Origin of the sequence: Komagataeibacter melaceti (assembly GCF_003403295.1) — a bacterium.
Lineage (GTDB): Bacteria > Pseudomonadota > Alphaproteobacteria > Acetobacterales > Acetobacteraceae > Komagataeibacter > Komagataeibacter melaceti.
In genome coordinates this window covers 29813-43270 of record NZ_QUWV01000004.1, presented here as the reverse complement: position 1 = coordinate 43270, position 13458 = coordinate 29813, and the positions used below count along the sequence as shown (strand labels likewise).

General features: G+C 64.9%; 10 protein-coding genes. 7 read left to right on the top strand and 3 right to left on the bottom strand.

The features are described 5' to 3' along the window. Positions 1 to 72: 72 nt before the first annotated feature. Positions 73 to 1272: a porin gene (locus DY926_RS00890; protein WP_241502980.1), complete on the top strand. Its 1200-nt coding sequence runs from the start codon at positions 73 to 75 to the stop codon at positions 1270 to 1272. Positions 1273 to 1339: 67 nt separating this feature from the next. Further along, positions 1340 to 1789, top strand: a complete 450-nt coding sequence (locus DY926_RS00885; protein WP_241502979.1) for a hypothetical protein — start codon at positions 1340 to 1342, stop codon at positions 1787 to 1789. Between the two features lie 7 nt (positions 1790 to 1796). Here the strand turns inward: DY926_RS00885 and DY926_RS00880 are convergent, their stop codons facing one another. Together DY926_RS00880 and DY926_RS00875 are read right to left on the bottom strand one after the other, a co-directional pair. Next, positions 1797 to 2684 (bottom strand): response regulator transcription factor, encoded by an 888-nt coding sequence (locus DY926_RS00880; protein ID WP_116701651.1) that lies wholly within the window; start codon positions 2682 to 2684, stop codon positions 1797 to 1799. Beyond that, positions 2681 to 5992, bottom strand: a complete 3312-nt coding sequence (locus tag DY926_RS00875) for a hybrid sensor histidine kinase/response regulator (RefSeq protein ID WP_116701650.1) — start codon at positions 5990 to 5992, stop codon at positions 2681 to 2683. The genes DY926_RS00880 and DY926_RS00875 overlap by 4 nt, the downstream gene beginning before the upstream one ends. 135 nt (positions 5993 to 6127) lie before the next feature. Here DY926_RS00875 and urtA point away from each other — a divergent pair, with 135 nt between their 5' ends. The 5 genes from urtA to urtE are packed head-to-tail and all read left to right on the top strand — an operon-like array spanning position 6128 to position 11669. Further along, positions 6128 to 7468, top strand: a complete 1341-nt coding sequence (gene urtA / locus DY926_RS00870) for an urea ABC transporter substrate-binding protein (protein WP_116701649.1) — start codon at positions 6128 to 6130, stop codon at positions 7466 to 7468. Next, positions 7461 to 9065: an urea ABC transporter permease subunit UrtB gene (gene urtB, locus DY926_RS00865; RefSeq protein ID WP_116701648.1), complete on the top strand. Its 1605-nt coding sequence runs from the start codon at positions 7461 to 7463 to the stop codon at positions 9063 to 9065. Before urtA ends, urtB begins: the two co-directional genes overlap by 8 nt. After that, positions 9062 to 10201 (top strand): urea ABC transporter permease subunit UrtC, encoded by a 1140-nt coding sequence (gene urtC, locus DY926_RS00860; RefSeq protein WP_116701647.1) that lies wholly within the window; start codon positions 9062 to 9064, stop codon positions 10199 to 10201. Before urtB ends, urtC begins: the two co-directional genes overlap by 4 nt. Beyond that, the gene (urtD, locus tag DY926_RS00855; RefSeq protein WP_116701646.1) at positions 10198 to 10938 is read left to right on the top strand and encodes an urea ABC transporter ATP-binding protein UrtD; all 741 of its coding nucleotides are present in this window, start codon (positions 10198 to 10200) and stop codon (positions 10936 to 10938) included. Before urtC ends, urtD begins: the two co-directional genes overlap by 4 nt. Before the next feature lie 35 nt (positions 10939 to 10973). Next, positions 10974 to 11669 (top strand): urea ABC transporter ATP-binding subunit UrtE, encoded by a 696-nt coding sequence (urtE, locus tag DY926_RS00850; protein WP_116701645.1) that lies wholly within the window; start codon positions 10974 to 10976, stop codon positions 11667 to 11669. Between the two features lie 169 nt (positions 11670 to 11838). Here urtE and DY926_RS00845 read toward each other — a convergent pair whose 3' ends face one another. Then, a complete protein-coding gene (locus DY926_RS00845; RefSeq protein WP_116701644.1) occupies positions 11839 to 13230 on the bottom strand; it encodes an RtcB family protein in 1392 nt (463 codons plus the stop codon). Between the last annotated feature and the right edge of the window lie 228 nt (positions 13231 to 13458).

The following is a 13458-nucleotide window of genomic DNA, read 5'->3' as shown; positions in this document are numbered from 1 at the left end:
CCCGCCCTACCGATGCAATTTCGTAATATTTCCCTGTCGCCAGCCGGTGACCGCAGCCACAAGGGGATGTTCATGATTGCGCTTGTGTCCCGGTTCATGATGAGCCGGAAGAAGAAACTGTTTCGTTGTGGCAGTGTCCTGTCGGCCTGTGCCGCCATCGGGGTCGCCACGCCGCAGCAGGCCCATGCCGGGACAACCGTCAATTTTGGCAAGGACCAGTTCTTTACCCTGGGGCTGGGTGTCAGGGCGCAGTACCTCAGCCACGATACCACCATGCCCGGCAATGGTGACGCCGCCAGCGCAAGTGACCTGCGTATATACATGGGCGCGCAGTTCCATAAATACGTCAAATCCACGCTCAACCTTGAACGCCTGCGCGACGGGAACTGGAACGTGCTGGATGGCATATTGCAGGTCGAACGGTGGAAGGCGTTCAACATCTGGGGTGGCCGCATGCTCACGCCCAGTGACCGCTCCAACCTTGATGGCCCGTACTTCCTCAGCACCTATGCCTTTCCCATGGTCTCACAGTATCCCGGCGCGTGGTCGGGGCGTGATGACGGCATTGCCGTGTGGGGCAAGCTGCTCAAGGACCATTTCCGTTACGTGGCGGGTGTCTATCGCGGGCATAACTGGGTCCGGGGTGGGTCCAACTATGGCGAACACCCGCTGTTTGCCGCCCGCATGGAATACAACTTTCTCGATGCCGAACCTTCCCCCGCCTATTACACCGCCAGCACCTATTACGGTAAGGCGGACATCCTCGCCATCGGCCTTGCCGGTCAGTACGAAACCGATGGCGTGGGCACCGCCGAGCAGAAGGGCGACTACAAGGCGTGGAACATAGATGGCCTGTTTGAAAAACGGATCGGGAAGAACGCAAGCGGTGGCGTCTATACGCTCGAAGGCGCGTACTACCAGTACTATACCGGCGGCGTGAAGGATATCGCCCCGGGCTACGGGCAGAAATCAGCCGATTATGGCAATGTGGGCGGTGTGAATGACGGCACGGCGTTCCTTGCCAGCACCGCCTATCTCATTCCCTACAGGCTGGGCTGGGGGCGTATCCAGCCGCTGGTGCGCTATCAGGAATTCCGGTTCAGGAAGAACATGTATGGCCCCGGCCACCCCAAGACCACGCAGTTCGATGCGGGTGCGAACTATGTCATGGATGGGCACAACCTGCGTTTTACCTTTGATTACGCCCGTTACAAGCCCGAGGGCGCGCGTGCGATCGGGGCCTTCCTGCTGGGCATGCAGTTCCAGTACTGAAGGCGGACGGCCAGTCATACCATTTGAAATGGCGGGCAGGTTGCGGCCACCGCCGGGAGATATCCGAATGCTGATCTTCAAGCGACAGGTCATGGCCGTATTTGGCGCGCTGGCGGCCTGCGGGTTTGCGCCGCAGATGGCGCACGCGGCCGGGAAGCCCGCGCCCGAAACGCTGGACTGCCGCCACCTGCTGGTGGAGGATGTGCGCCTGTCCGATCGCCTGTCCGCGTTACGGCACAGCGAGGCCAGCGCCATAGCCAGGGACGCGGCACCGGAGGAAAAGGGTTTTTTCGTGAAATTCGATCCCGTGCCGGGCTTTGGCATCATGAAAGGGGCCACCCTGACCCCCGCAGGCCACCCGATACAGGAGGACGCGACCGAACGGAGCCTTGACGGCGTGCGGCGGAAACTGGCGGACGTGCGCAAATATGAACAGCAGAAACTGTGCCCGGAGGTCAGCGCCCCCGATATGGAGCAGGACCGGCTTTCCGATGAGGCGGTGCGCAGCGCCCATTAGCGCGGCGCTACCCCTCCTGCAGCAGGCGCGATGCGGTGGCCGCCGCCGCCGCGCGCGTGCTCAGGCCGGTCTTGTTGTAAATCTGCTCGATATGCTTATCGACCGTGCGGGGACTGACCTGCAGGATGTCGGCAATGTCGCGGCTGGTCTTGCCGCGTGAGATCCATAAAAGCACCTCCGCCTCCCGCGCGCTCAGGCCAAGCTGGTCGCGCAGTATCCTTTCGGGAAACAGCGCCTGGCGGGTAATGCGCAGCAGCAGTTCGTCCGGTCCGGTGGCCCCCACCAGGATCAGGACGAATTCGTTTTCCCCCATGCTCTGGCGCAGCAGCACGCCACCCGGCGCGGGCAGCGTGTCGGGCAGGGGAATGGCCGCCCCCGTCGTATCCGCCAGTTCATCCAGTATAAGCCCCGCCTGCGGGGTCGCCCACAGCACGGCGCCTGCGCGGCTTGCGCCAAACAGGAAACGCCCGGCATGGTCCAGTGCGCCATGGGCGGAGCGGATTCGTGCCGCAGCCTCCATCCGCACGCCAATGCGGGCCATCACTTCCTCCAGCCGCAACGGCTTCGTCACGTAATCCGCGGCTCCGGCTTCAAATGCGCGTATGACGTGTTCCGTCTCGGTCAGGCCGGTCATGAAGATGATGGGTACGGCGCTCAGCCGCATGTCATGGCGCAGGGCAGCGCAGACTTCCCACCCGTTCATGCCGGGCATGAGGGCATCGACTACAATCAGGTCGGGCACGGTGCGCGCCACCACTTCCAGCGCGGCGCTGCCGGACTGCGCCAGCAGGGCGATATAGCCGCTTTCGGCCAGTTTTTCGTCCATCAGGCCGAGTACGGCCGGGTCATCGTCAATGACAAGGACGGTCTTGCGGGATGTGTCGGGCGTTGTCATGGCGCAGGTGGCTCCAGATGATGACGCAGGGCTTCGAGTTGATAGGCGGCGGCCAGTTCGCCCAAGGGCGCGATGGCCGCGCGCAGGGCCGGGTTTTCGGCCTGAAGGGTCATGAGGTGTTCGCGCAGCCGCCGCATGTTCCCGCCATTGAGCAGCGCCAGCAGGGTTGCGCGCTCGGCCTCGGGCAGGGGCATGTCGATGGGCGCGGGCCCTTCTGTCATCTCCGCCCCGTCGGGTGTGGGGAAAATCCATGCCAGTTCAAGCATCTGCCCGATTTCGGTCACGAGCAGGGACAGGTTTACCGGCTTGCCCAGCACCGGGCAGTCATCGAGCGAGGGAACGTGGCGGTTCGTGCTTTCCACCAGGTTGCCGGTCAGGAACATGATCGGAACGGCGGCAAAGGGGGACTGCCGTATGCGCAGTGCAAGGTCGCGCCCGTCCATGCCCGGCATGGACAGGTCCAGCAGCAGCAGGTCCGGCTGCACGAAGGGCAGGCGGTCAAGACATTCCGCGCCGCTTTCAGCCCCCTCGAACACGAAGCCGCAGCGTTCAAGGGTTTCGCGCATGATCAGCCGGTGTTCGGCATTGTCATCCACCACCAGCACGGTGCGCCGCGGGCCTTCGTAGCCAACCGGAAAGGCGGGGAGCTGGGGCGCAAGCTCCACCTGCCGGTCCGACAGCATGAGCCGCACGCGAAAGCGCGTGCCCACGCCCGGCGTGCTGGTGAATGTCAGTTCGCCCCCAAGGATTTCCGTCAGCAGCTTGGTAATGGTCAGCCCCAGCCCGGTGCCCGGCACGCCCGCCGTGGCGGCCCCGCGTTCAAAGGGCTCGAATATGCGGCTGTAATCTTCCTCCGCAATGCCGGGGCCGGTGTCGGCTATGATGAATTCCGCAATCTGCCCATGCCAGCGGGCCGAAAACGTCACGCCACCGCGATGCGTGAACTTGACGGCGTTGGACAGCAGGTTGAGCAGGATCTGGCGCAGGCGGTGTTCGTCGCATGTCACCACGGCGGGCAGGTAGCCGGGTTGCCAGACAAGGTCCAGCCCCTTGGTCTGCGCCTGCGGGCGGATCATCTGGGCCACGGATTCCAGAAAGGCGGGCAGGGCTATGGTATCGGCATGCAGTTCGATGCGCCCGGCCTCGATGCGCGATATGTCGAGCAGTCCCGACAGGATGCTCGTGATGTGCTCGCCACTTTCACGCATGATGCCCAGCGCCTTGTGGCGCTCGGGGGGCAGGCGCGCATCATGCTGCAGAAGCTGGATGTAGCCCATTATGGCGTTCAGGGGGGAGCGGATTTCATGGCTTATGCCGCTGATGTAGCGGGTCTTGGCCAGGCTTGCGGCCTCGGCCTTTTCACGCGCGAGCTTGAGGGCATGGTCGGTGCGGCGGCGGGCGCGTATTTCGTTCATCAGCAGGCGGGTCTGGTGCAGCGTCTCGCGCGTGGCGGCCCGGCGGCCTTCCTGCGCCATGACCAGCAGCCACGCCCCCACGGCGCTGGCCACGAAAACGGCCAGTACCGTGCCATTCCACGGGTGTCCCGTCTGCCATGTCAGCAGCCCGAGGCCGAGTGCCACTCCCGCCAGCATGAGTGAAAACCGCCCGCCCGGGGCCATGAGCCTGCGGCGCAGGTAGGGGGGCAGCGCGCGCAGGGGGGCCGCGATCTGGCTGGCCATGCGTGTGGAAACCGGCTTGCAGCGGTCACGGCAGCGCCCGTCCAGCGAACAGCATAGCGAGCAGATCGTGCCGCCATAGGCGGGGCAGGGGGCCATGTCCTCGGCTTCAAACGTATGCTCGCATATCACGCACTTCATGGCCGGGCGGCTGCTCCACCCGGCAGGCTGCTGGCGGGCCAGATAGGTGCGGCCATGGGTCAGCCACGCCAGCGCCGGGGCCGTGGCGCAGGCCACCACCAGCGTCAGGAAAGGGGCATAGGCACTGGCATGGTCGCCAAGGACACCCCAGTAGGCGATCATGCCCACGCCTGCGGCCAGCCCCCATGCCCCCAGCCCCACGATGTTGAAATCCGGCAGCAGCGCGCGCTTGAACTCCACCAGAGCGGGGCTGAGGCCAAGGGGCTTGCAGATGGTCACATCGCCCAGTATCGCGCCAATCCATGCACAGGCCAGCACGCCGTACAGCGTGATGCCGGTCTGGATGGTGCTGACCAGTCCCGCCTCCATCAGCACGAAGGCGATGGCGACGTTGAAGATGACATAGAACACCCGCCCCGGATGGGTATGGGTCAGGCGCGAGAAGAAGTTCGACCATGCCAGAGACCCGGCATAGGCATTGGTGATGTTGACCTTGACCTGCGCCAGCGCGACAAGCGCCACCGTAAGGGCGGTGGCCACCGGCGCGGGTGTGAACGTGCCCCATGCGAAACGGTACATAAGGCCGGGCTGCACCGCCTGCGTTGTGGAAAAACCGGCCCGCAGGATGATCCATGCCAGGAATGACCCCGCCAGCAGCTTGAAGGCATCCAGCACCACCCAGCCCGGTCCCCCCAGCACCAGCGCGGTCCACCACTGGCGGCGGTTCGCAGGCGTTGGTGGGGGCAGGAAGCGCAGGAAGTCGATCTGCTCGGCACTCTGGCACACCAGCACGATCATGAGCGACGCCGCCGTGCCAATGGCGATGGGGTCCAGCGCGCCGGGCCGTGTCAGCAGGCCGCCCGAATGTGTCCATTCATGCAGCAGGTCGGGGTGCATGGCCGCCAGCACTGCCAGCGGGATGATGTTCAGCGCGAACCACACCGGCTGCGTTGCGATCTGGAAGCGGGCAATAAACGTGATGCCCCATGTGACCAGCGGGATGATGATGGCCGCGCACAGAAGGTAGGCCAGCCATAGCGGCATGCCCAGCAGTGCATGCAGCGTGCCCGCCAGTATCGCTGCCTCCAGCCCGAAAAAGATGAAGGTGAAGCTGGCATAGAGCAGGGAGGTAATGGTCGAGCCGATATAACCGAACCCCGTGCCGCGCGTGAGCAGGTCGATATCCAGCCCCGCCCGCGCGGCACTGACGCATAGCGGCAGGGTGATGGTGAAGATGACAAGGGTGACGAACGCGATCGCCGCCGCCGTATTGGCGAAGCCGAAGGCCAGCGTAAGCGTGCCGCCCATGGCCTCCAGCGCCAGGAACGAGATCGACCCCAGCGCCGTCAGCGCCGCGCGCATGGGCGTTGCCGTACGTGCGCTGCGCGCGGTGAAGCGCAGGGCGTAATCCTCGAATGTCTGGTCGGCGGCCCAGCGGCTGTAGGCCCGGCGGGGGCGCACGATACGCAGGCGGCTGGTCGGGTGCGGCAAGGTTCACGGTTTCCACGGCTTGGGGTTGTACCCATCATCGTAACGGAATGGGCGGCAGGACATACGCAGGAATGCGTATGGGAAGTGCTTTTATGCCAGCAGACAATGGGGGCAGCAGCAAAAGGACCGTTCACCATGCCCGTCAACCTGCCTCCACTTTCCCGTCGTGCGTTCGGACGTCTTGCCCTTGCCGCCTCGGCGGCTGCTGTGGGGGGGATGTGGCGCACGGCCCCGGCACGCGCCGCCGCCCCCACGGGCGAGCCGATCCGGGTCGGTATCCTGCATTCCCTGTCCGGCACCATGGCCATCAGCGAGACGACGCTGAAGGATGTCATGCTGATGCTGATTGCCGAGCAGAACCGCAGGGGCGGCGTGCTGGGGCGCCCGCTGGAACCCGTGGTGGTGGACCCTGCCTCCAACTGGCCGCTCTTTGCCGAAAAGGCGCGCCAGCTCCTGTCGGTGGACCGGGCCGCCGCCGTGTTCGGCTGCTGGACCAGCGTTTCGCGCAAGTCGGTGCTGCCGGTGTTCGAGGAGCTTAACGGCATCCTGTTCTATCCCGTGCAGTACGAAGGACAGGAGTGCAGCCGCAACATCTTCTACACCGGCGCGGCCCCCAACCAGCAGGCCATTCCGGCGGTTGACTACCTGCTGAGCGAGGACGGCGGCGGGGCGAAGCGTTTCGCGCTGATCGGCACGGATTACGTCTATCCGCGCACGACCAACCAGATCCTTGTCAATTACCTCAAGGCCAAGGGAATTGCCGACGCGGACATCATGGTCAACTACACGCCCTTCGGTCAGTCCGACTGGCAGACCATCGTCTCGCAGATCAAGGCCTTCGGCTCGGCCGGTAAAAAGACCGCCGTGGTCTCGACCATCAATGGCGATGCGAACGTGCCGTTCTACAAGGAACTGGGCAATCAGGGCATTTCGGCCACCGACATCCCGGTCATGGCCTTCAGCGTAGGCGAGGAGGAACTGGCGGGCATGGATACGGCCCCGCTGGTGGGCCAGCTTGCCGCGTGGAACTACTTCGAGAGCATCGACACGCCCGCAAACACCAGCTTCATCAAGCAGTGGCACGACTATACGAAAAATCCCAAGCGGACCACCAACGACCCGATGGAGGCGCATTATATCGGCTTCAACATGTGGGTGCAGGCGGTGACCAAAGCGGGCACGACCGACCATGACAAGGTGATCGACGCCATGATCGGCATCCGCCAGCCCAACCTGACGGGCGGCGTGGCCGAGATGCTGCCGGACCATCACCTGACCAAGCCGGTCTATATTGGCGAGATTCAGGAAGACGGGCAGTTCTCCGTCGTATGGAAAACGCCCAGCCTCGTGCCCGGTCAGGCATGGTCGCCATGGGTGCCGGAAACCCGGGACCTGATCGGGGACTGGAGCAAGCCCATCGCATGCGGCAACTATAATACCGCAACCAAGACCTGCCTTGGCCACAGGCATGCTTGAAATGCGTTCCGCCTGCCTTGTGGTGGCGCTGTGGCTGGGGGCGGTGCTGCTGCCGGGCGCCTGTGCCTATGCTGATGCCTTTTCCGGTCTGGGCAGCGCCCGGCCGGATGAGATGCTCGGCGCCATCTCCACGCTGGCCGTATCGGGCGATCCGCAGGCCGGCACCGTGCTGCGGGCGCTGGGGGAGCGGCACCTGTTCGCGGCCCCCGATGGCGGCCTGTACATCCGGCAGGGCGAGACCTGCGTGGATGCCCGCACCGGCCAGCCTGTGGCCACCGTGCCCGATGGGCTGAAACCGGTCCGCCTGAACAACCGCATCCGCACGGCGCTGGCGGGTGCGCAGGCCAGCATGGCGCTGCTTGCCCCGCAGGCCGAAACACGGCTTAAGGCGGCTGACGCGCTCTATGCCCGCCACGACCCCGCCATGGTGCCTACCCTTGAACATGCCCTGTCGGTTGAAAAGGACGCTGCCGTCCGTACACGGCTCATGCAGGCGCGTGCCGCGACCATACTGGCCCAGCCCGCCCAGCAGGACACGCAGGACCAGCGGCTTGAGGCGGTCCGTTCGCTTGCGGCGGTAGGCGGGCTTGAGGCGCGGGGCATCCTGGCTGGCGTGGCCCAGTCGGATGCGGAAGCGCCACAGGTGCGCCATGCCGCGCAGGCTGCCGTGTCCAGCATGGACTGGCACCTGCGGGCATGGAGCGTGGCGCAGAATGCCTTTTATGGCCTGAGCTATGGTTCCGTGCTGCTGCTGGCGGCGACGGGGCTGGCCATTACCTTTGGCGTCATGGGCGTGATCAACATGGCCCATGGCGAGATGATGATGATCGGCGCCTATGTGACATGGATGGTGCAGCAGGCCATCCGCGTTAGCGTTCCCGCGCTGGAGCCCGTAGCCATTCTTGTGGCCATTCCCGTGGCGTTCGTGGTGTGCGGCGGCATGGGCGTGCTGATCGAGCGCGGGCTGATCCGCTTCCTGTACGGTCGGCCGCTGGAAACGCTGCTGGCCACATGGGGGCTTTCGCTCATCCTGCAGCAGGCCGTGCGCTCCATTTTCGGGCCGACCAACATCGCGGTGCAGACCCCAGCATGGCTGTCTGGTTCAGTTGCCGTGGGGGGCATGGACATCACGCTTAACCGGCTGGCCATCCTTGTTTTTGCCGCTCTGGTGCTGGGCGGGCTCATGCTAGTGCTGCGTCGCACGCCACTGGGGCTGCAGATGCGCGCCGTTACCCAGAACCGGCGCATGGCGGCGCTGATGGGTATCCGCACGCCACGGGTGGACGCGCTGGCCTTCGGGCTGGGCGCGGGACTGGCCGGGCTGGCGGGTGTCGCGGTCAGCCAGATTGACAATGTCAGCCCCAACCTTGGCCAGTCCTACATCATCGACAGCTTCATGGTGGTGGTGTTTGGCGGCGTGGGCAACCTGTGGGGCACGCTTGCGGCCGCCATGGCGCTGGGCATGGGCGGCAAGGTGCTGGAACCGGCCATTGGCGCGGTCTCGGCCAAGATCGCCATTCTCGTGCTGGTCATCCTCTACATCCAGCGGCATCCGCGCGGCATGTTTCCCGTGCGCGGACGGGGAGTTGAATCATGAACCCGTTTTCTGTCCATGGCCCGCGCAACTTGCGTGGCGTGATCTGGATGGCGGTGGCCGTGGTGGTGGTGGCCGGTGGGCTGGCCATGGCAAGCCTGCTGCCCGAGGGCAGCCCGTTCCATGCCTCGGCCTTTGTCGTGTCGCTGGCGGGCAAATATCTGGCCTACGCCATGCTGGCGCTGTCGGTTGACCTGGTATGGGGGTTTGCCGGTATCCTGACGCTGGGCCACGCGGCCTTCTTCGCGCTGGGGGGGTATGCCATGGGCATGTACCTCATGCGTGAGATCGGGGCGCGGGGGGTGTACGGTAATGCCAGCCTGCCTGATTTCATGATCTTCCTCTCATGGAAAAGCCTGCCGTGGTACTGGTGGGGGTCAGAGCATTTCGCATGGGCCGCCCTTCTGGTCGTGGCGGTGCCGGGGCTGCTGGCCGGGGTGTTCGGCTGGCTTGCCTTTCGCTCACGCGTGTCGGGTGTGTACCTGTCCATCATCACGCAGGCGCTGACCTATGCGCTCATGCTGGCCTTTTTCCAGAACGGGCTTGGCTTCGGGGGCAATAATGGCCTGACCGACTTCAAGGATATCCTTGGCGCCGACCTGCACGCTCCCCTGACGCGCGCCGTGCTGCTGGTTGTGACCGGCGTGCTGCTGGCGGCCAGCCTGCTTGCCGCGCGTTTTGTGGTGGCCAGTCGCTTTGGCCATCTGCTGGTGGCCGTGCGGGATGCGGAAAACCGCACCCGCTTCCTTGGCTACCGCCCCGATCAGGTCAAGCTGCTGGTGTGGGTGTTCTCCGCCATGGTCGCGGGGCTTGGGGGCGCGCTGTACGTAACGCAGGTGGGGATCATCAACCCCGGGGAGTTCGCGCCCGCCAATTCCATCGAGTCCGTGATCTGGGTGGCCGTGGGCGGGCGTGGCACGCTGTGCGGGGCCGTGCTGGGGGCGATCCTGGTCAATCTGGGCAAGACGCTGTTCACGGCATGGCTGCCGGAGTTCTGGCTGTATGGGCTGGGCTTCCTGTTCATTGGCACCACGCTGTTCCTGCCGCAGGGAATCATGGGGCTGCTGCGCCATGTCCGTAAGCCCCCGGCAGAGGAAGTCACGCCGGAGGTATCGGATACGCAGGGAGGCGAAGCATGACCGGGGATCTCCTGCTTGATGTGCGCAATGTGAGCGTTACGTTCGACGGCTTTCGCGCCATCAACAACCTCAGCCTTTCGCTGCGACCGGGCGAGATGCGCGCCATCGTGGGGCCGAACGGGGCGGGCAAGACGACGATGATGGACATCATCACCGGCAAGACCCGGCCCGATACCGGCACGGCGCGCTTTCAGGGGCATGACCTGACCCGGCTGGATGAACCGGCCATTGCCCGGCTGGGCATCGGGCGCAAGTTCCAGAAGCCGACCGTGTTCGAGGCCCTGAGTGTTACCGAAAACCTCCTGCTTTCGCTCAAGGGCATCCGTTCGCCTTTCGCCATGCTGATGGCACGCCAGAGCGCGCGCGAGCGTGAGCGGATCGCGCACCTGCTCCAGCTTACGCGCCTGCAGGACATGGCCGACCAGCCCGCAGGCGGCATGAGCCATGGCCAGAAGCAGTGGCTCGAGATTGGGATGCTGATGGGCCAGGAGCCTGATCTGCTGCTGGTGGATGAACCCGTGGCGGGCATGACCGATGCCGAGACCATGGCCACGGCCGACCTGCTGCGTGAGATCAACCGGACGCGCAGCGTGGTGGTGGTGGAGCATGACATGGATTTTGTCCGCGCCCTCGGGGTGGGGGTGACAGTACTGCATGAAGGCGCGGTGCTGGCCGAAGGCACGCTGGATGAAATCAGCGCCGACCCGCGTGTGATCGAGGTCTATCTTGGACGCTGATGAACGCACCCGAAGCACGGAAGGAGGCAACGTCCATGCTCGACGTTAAGGATGTGCACCTGCATTATGGTGCGGCGATTGCCCTGCGCGGCGTGTCGGTTGAGGCGCGCATGGGAAAAGTGACCTGTGTGCTCGGGCGCAATGGCGTGGGCAAGACCAGCCTGATCCGCGCCATAACCGGCATGCACGCCATAAGCGCTGGCCATATCAAATGGGAAGGAGAGGAGCTGAGCAGGCTCCCCGCCTATGAACGTGCCAGACGCGGCATCGCCACCGTGCCGCAGGGGCGCGATATTTTCCCGCTGCTGAGCGTGCGCGAGAACCTTGAGACCGGGTTCGGCCTGCTGCCACGCGGGCAGCGCAGGGTGCCTGATGAGATATTCGACCTGTTCCCCGTCCTGGCGCAGATGCTTGACCGCCGGGGCGGCGACCTGTCGGGCGGCCAGCAGCAGCAGCTTGCCATTGCCCGCGCGCTGGTCATCCGCCCGCGCCTGCTGGTGCTGGATGAACCGACCGAGGGCATCCAGCCCAGCATCATCAAGGATATCGGCACCATCATCGGCATGCTGCGTGACCGGGGTGACATGGCTATCGTGCTGGTTGAGCAGTATTTCGACTTCGCCTTTGAACTGGCTGACAGCATAGCCGTGCTGGATCGTGGCAAGGTCGTGCTGGCGGGGCAGGCGTGTGATCTCGTGGCGGAGGATGTGCGCTCCTACATCACCATCTGAACGCGCGGTGGAGCAGGGCAGGATACGTGGTCGTGCATGTCACCTGTTCCACCGGGGCCAGCCGTATCAGACAGGCCAGTCTGACGACATGGCTGGCGTAAATGCACACCTTATGGCCCGTGAGTGCGCGCACATCCCCGGCCGGGTTTCAGATGGCATGGCAGGCGGACTACCTTTTGCGGTAGGGCATGTTGCCCGCCATGATGCAGCCGAAGGGGTCAATATAGTCCTCAATCTCGGCAAGGCCGTATTCGTCAATCTGCCGCACGACCGCATCGGCCCGCTTGTAGCTTGACGGCAGTTCCGATGTATCGACCTCGCCCCCGTAAAAGCGGATGTCCAGCCCCTGTGTCTCGGCGGCAAGCCGGGTGGCCGGGGAGACATTGCCCATGCGGCGGCGATGCTCGGTGCGCGAGAAGTTGCGCCCCGCCCCATGGGGCGCGAAGCCCAGCGCGTGGCGGGCATCCTTTCCCCGCGCGACCAAGACCGGCTCGGCCATGTTGAGGGGTATGAGCACCCGGCCGCAGGCATCATCGGCATGGCTGCCCCAGGCGGGTGTGGCGCCCTTGCCATGATAGAACAGGCCATCGCGCTGGAAGACGAAGTTATGCTCGTTCCAGAACCGGTCCACCACGCTGGCTCCTATGGCGGTGCTGATGGCGTGGTGGAGCACGGTATGGTTGGCCCTGGTCCAGCGGCGGATGAGCTGCAGGGCCTGCCAGTAGGCGCGGCCATCCGCGCTATCCGCCGGAATCCACGCATTCTGCGGCAACGTGGCGGGAGAAAGCTGCTGCCTGTAGCGCTCGGCCACCTCCATGCCAGCCTTGTACAACTGCCCGCCCGGTCCGCGTGAGCCGTGATGCGTGACCATGACCGTATGCCCCGTACTGCGCGAACGCCCCACGAACAGGAAATGGTTGCCATCCCCCTGCGTGCCCATATGGCTCCGTGCAGCCTGCAATGTCTTCTGGCGCTTCAGGAACGGATTGGCGCGGAAAGCCTCAAACAGGTCCGGTTCCATCGCGAACCGGCTGGCATCCCCGCGGCCGCCGCGCCCGAAATGCGTAGTGGCCGAGGCCACGTCCAGCACCATTTTCGGATCAGCCACGCCAAGGTCGGTCATCATGACCGAACAGCATATGTCGGCCGAATGCATGCCGGGATGGATAGCGTTGCGTGTCGCGACAACCCCGCCAACCGGAATGGTGCCCAGCGGGCCGGACGGGCAGGCATCGGGCATGATGGCCCCGGCCTGCACCGTGGGCGTGCGCAGCACTTCGCGCATTGTGGCCAGCACGCCGTTCAAGTTGTCGGTTTCATCCCCGTTTTCCGCACGGATCGCGATATGCAGCGGCACGTCGCCCGCCCCTAGCAGGGGCCGATGCGGGGGCGGTGGTTGCGGCAGGTCGGCAGCCAGCAGGGCGCGGATACGGGTCATGTCCATCCCGTCGGCCCGCGCGGCGTTGGCCCGCTCCAGCAGGGCGGCAAAGGCAGGGCCGGGGCAATGGCCCCATTCAATCAGGTGCGTGCCGGTTATGGGGCCGGGAATTTCATGGGTCATGATCGTTCACATATCTTTCCGGGGCCATGGGGCGTGGGCGCCCACGGCATGTTGCCTGCATGATCCCGATAGCGCCCGCGCGGTTTCTGCCGGGGGGCTACATCAGGGGAAAGGAGAGGTGCCGGACCTTGCTTGCAGCGTGGTCCGGCGTGTATCCCCGGTGGGCGGGTGGTGAAAAAAAGGTTCTGGCGACAAGGGGTTGGAAGGACAAAGGGGGGAGGGTTCCCG

What these genes read in the sequence shown, in the direction of transcription:
- DY926_RS00890 (WP_241502980.1), top strand. Translation starts at nt 73, where the DNA reads ATGATTGCGCTTGTGTCCCGGTTCATGATGAGCCGGAAGAAGAAACTG.
- DY926_RS00885 (WP_241502979.1), top strand. Translation starts at nt 1,340, where the DNA reads ATGCTGATCTTCAAGCGACAGGTCATGGCCGTATTTGGCGCGCTGGCG.
- DY926_RS00880 (WP_116701651.1), bottom strand. Translation starts at nt 2,684, where the DNA reads ATGACAACGCCCGACACATCCCGCAAGACCGTCCTTGTCATTGACGAT.
- urtA (WP_116701649.1), top strand. Translation starts at nt 6,128, where the DNA reads ATGCCCGTCAACCTGCCTCCACTTTCCCGTCGTGCGTTCGGACGTCTT.
- urtB (WP_116701648.1), top strand. Translation starts at nt 7,461, where the DNA reads ATGCTTGAAATGCGTTCCGCCTGCCTTGTGGTGGCGCTGTGGCTGGGG.
- urtC (WP_116701647.1), top strand. Translation starts at nt 9,062, where the DNA reads ATGAACCCGTTTTCTGTCCATGGCCCGCGCAACTTGCGTGGCGTGATC.
- urtD (WP_116701646.1), top strand. Translation starts at nt 10,198, where the DNA reads ATGACCGGGGATCTCCTGCTTGATGTGCGCAATGTGAGCGTTACGTTC.
- urtE (WP_116701645.1), top strand. Translation starts at nt 10,974, where the DNA reads ATGCTCGACGTTAAGGATGTGCACCTGCATTATGGTGCGGCGATTGCC.
- DY926_RS00845 (WP_116701644.1), bottom strand. Translation starts at nt 13,230, where the DNA reads ATGACCCATGAAATTCCCGGCCCCATAACCGGCACGCACCTGATTGAA.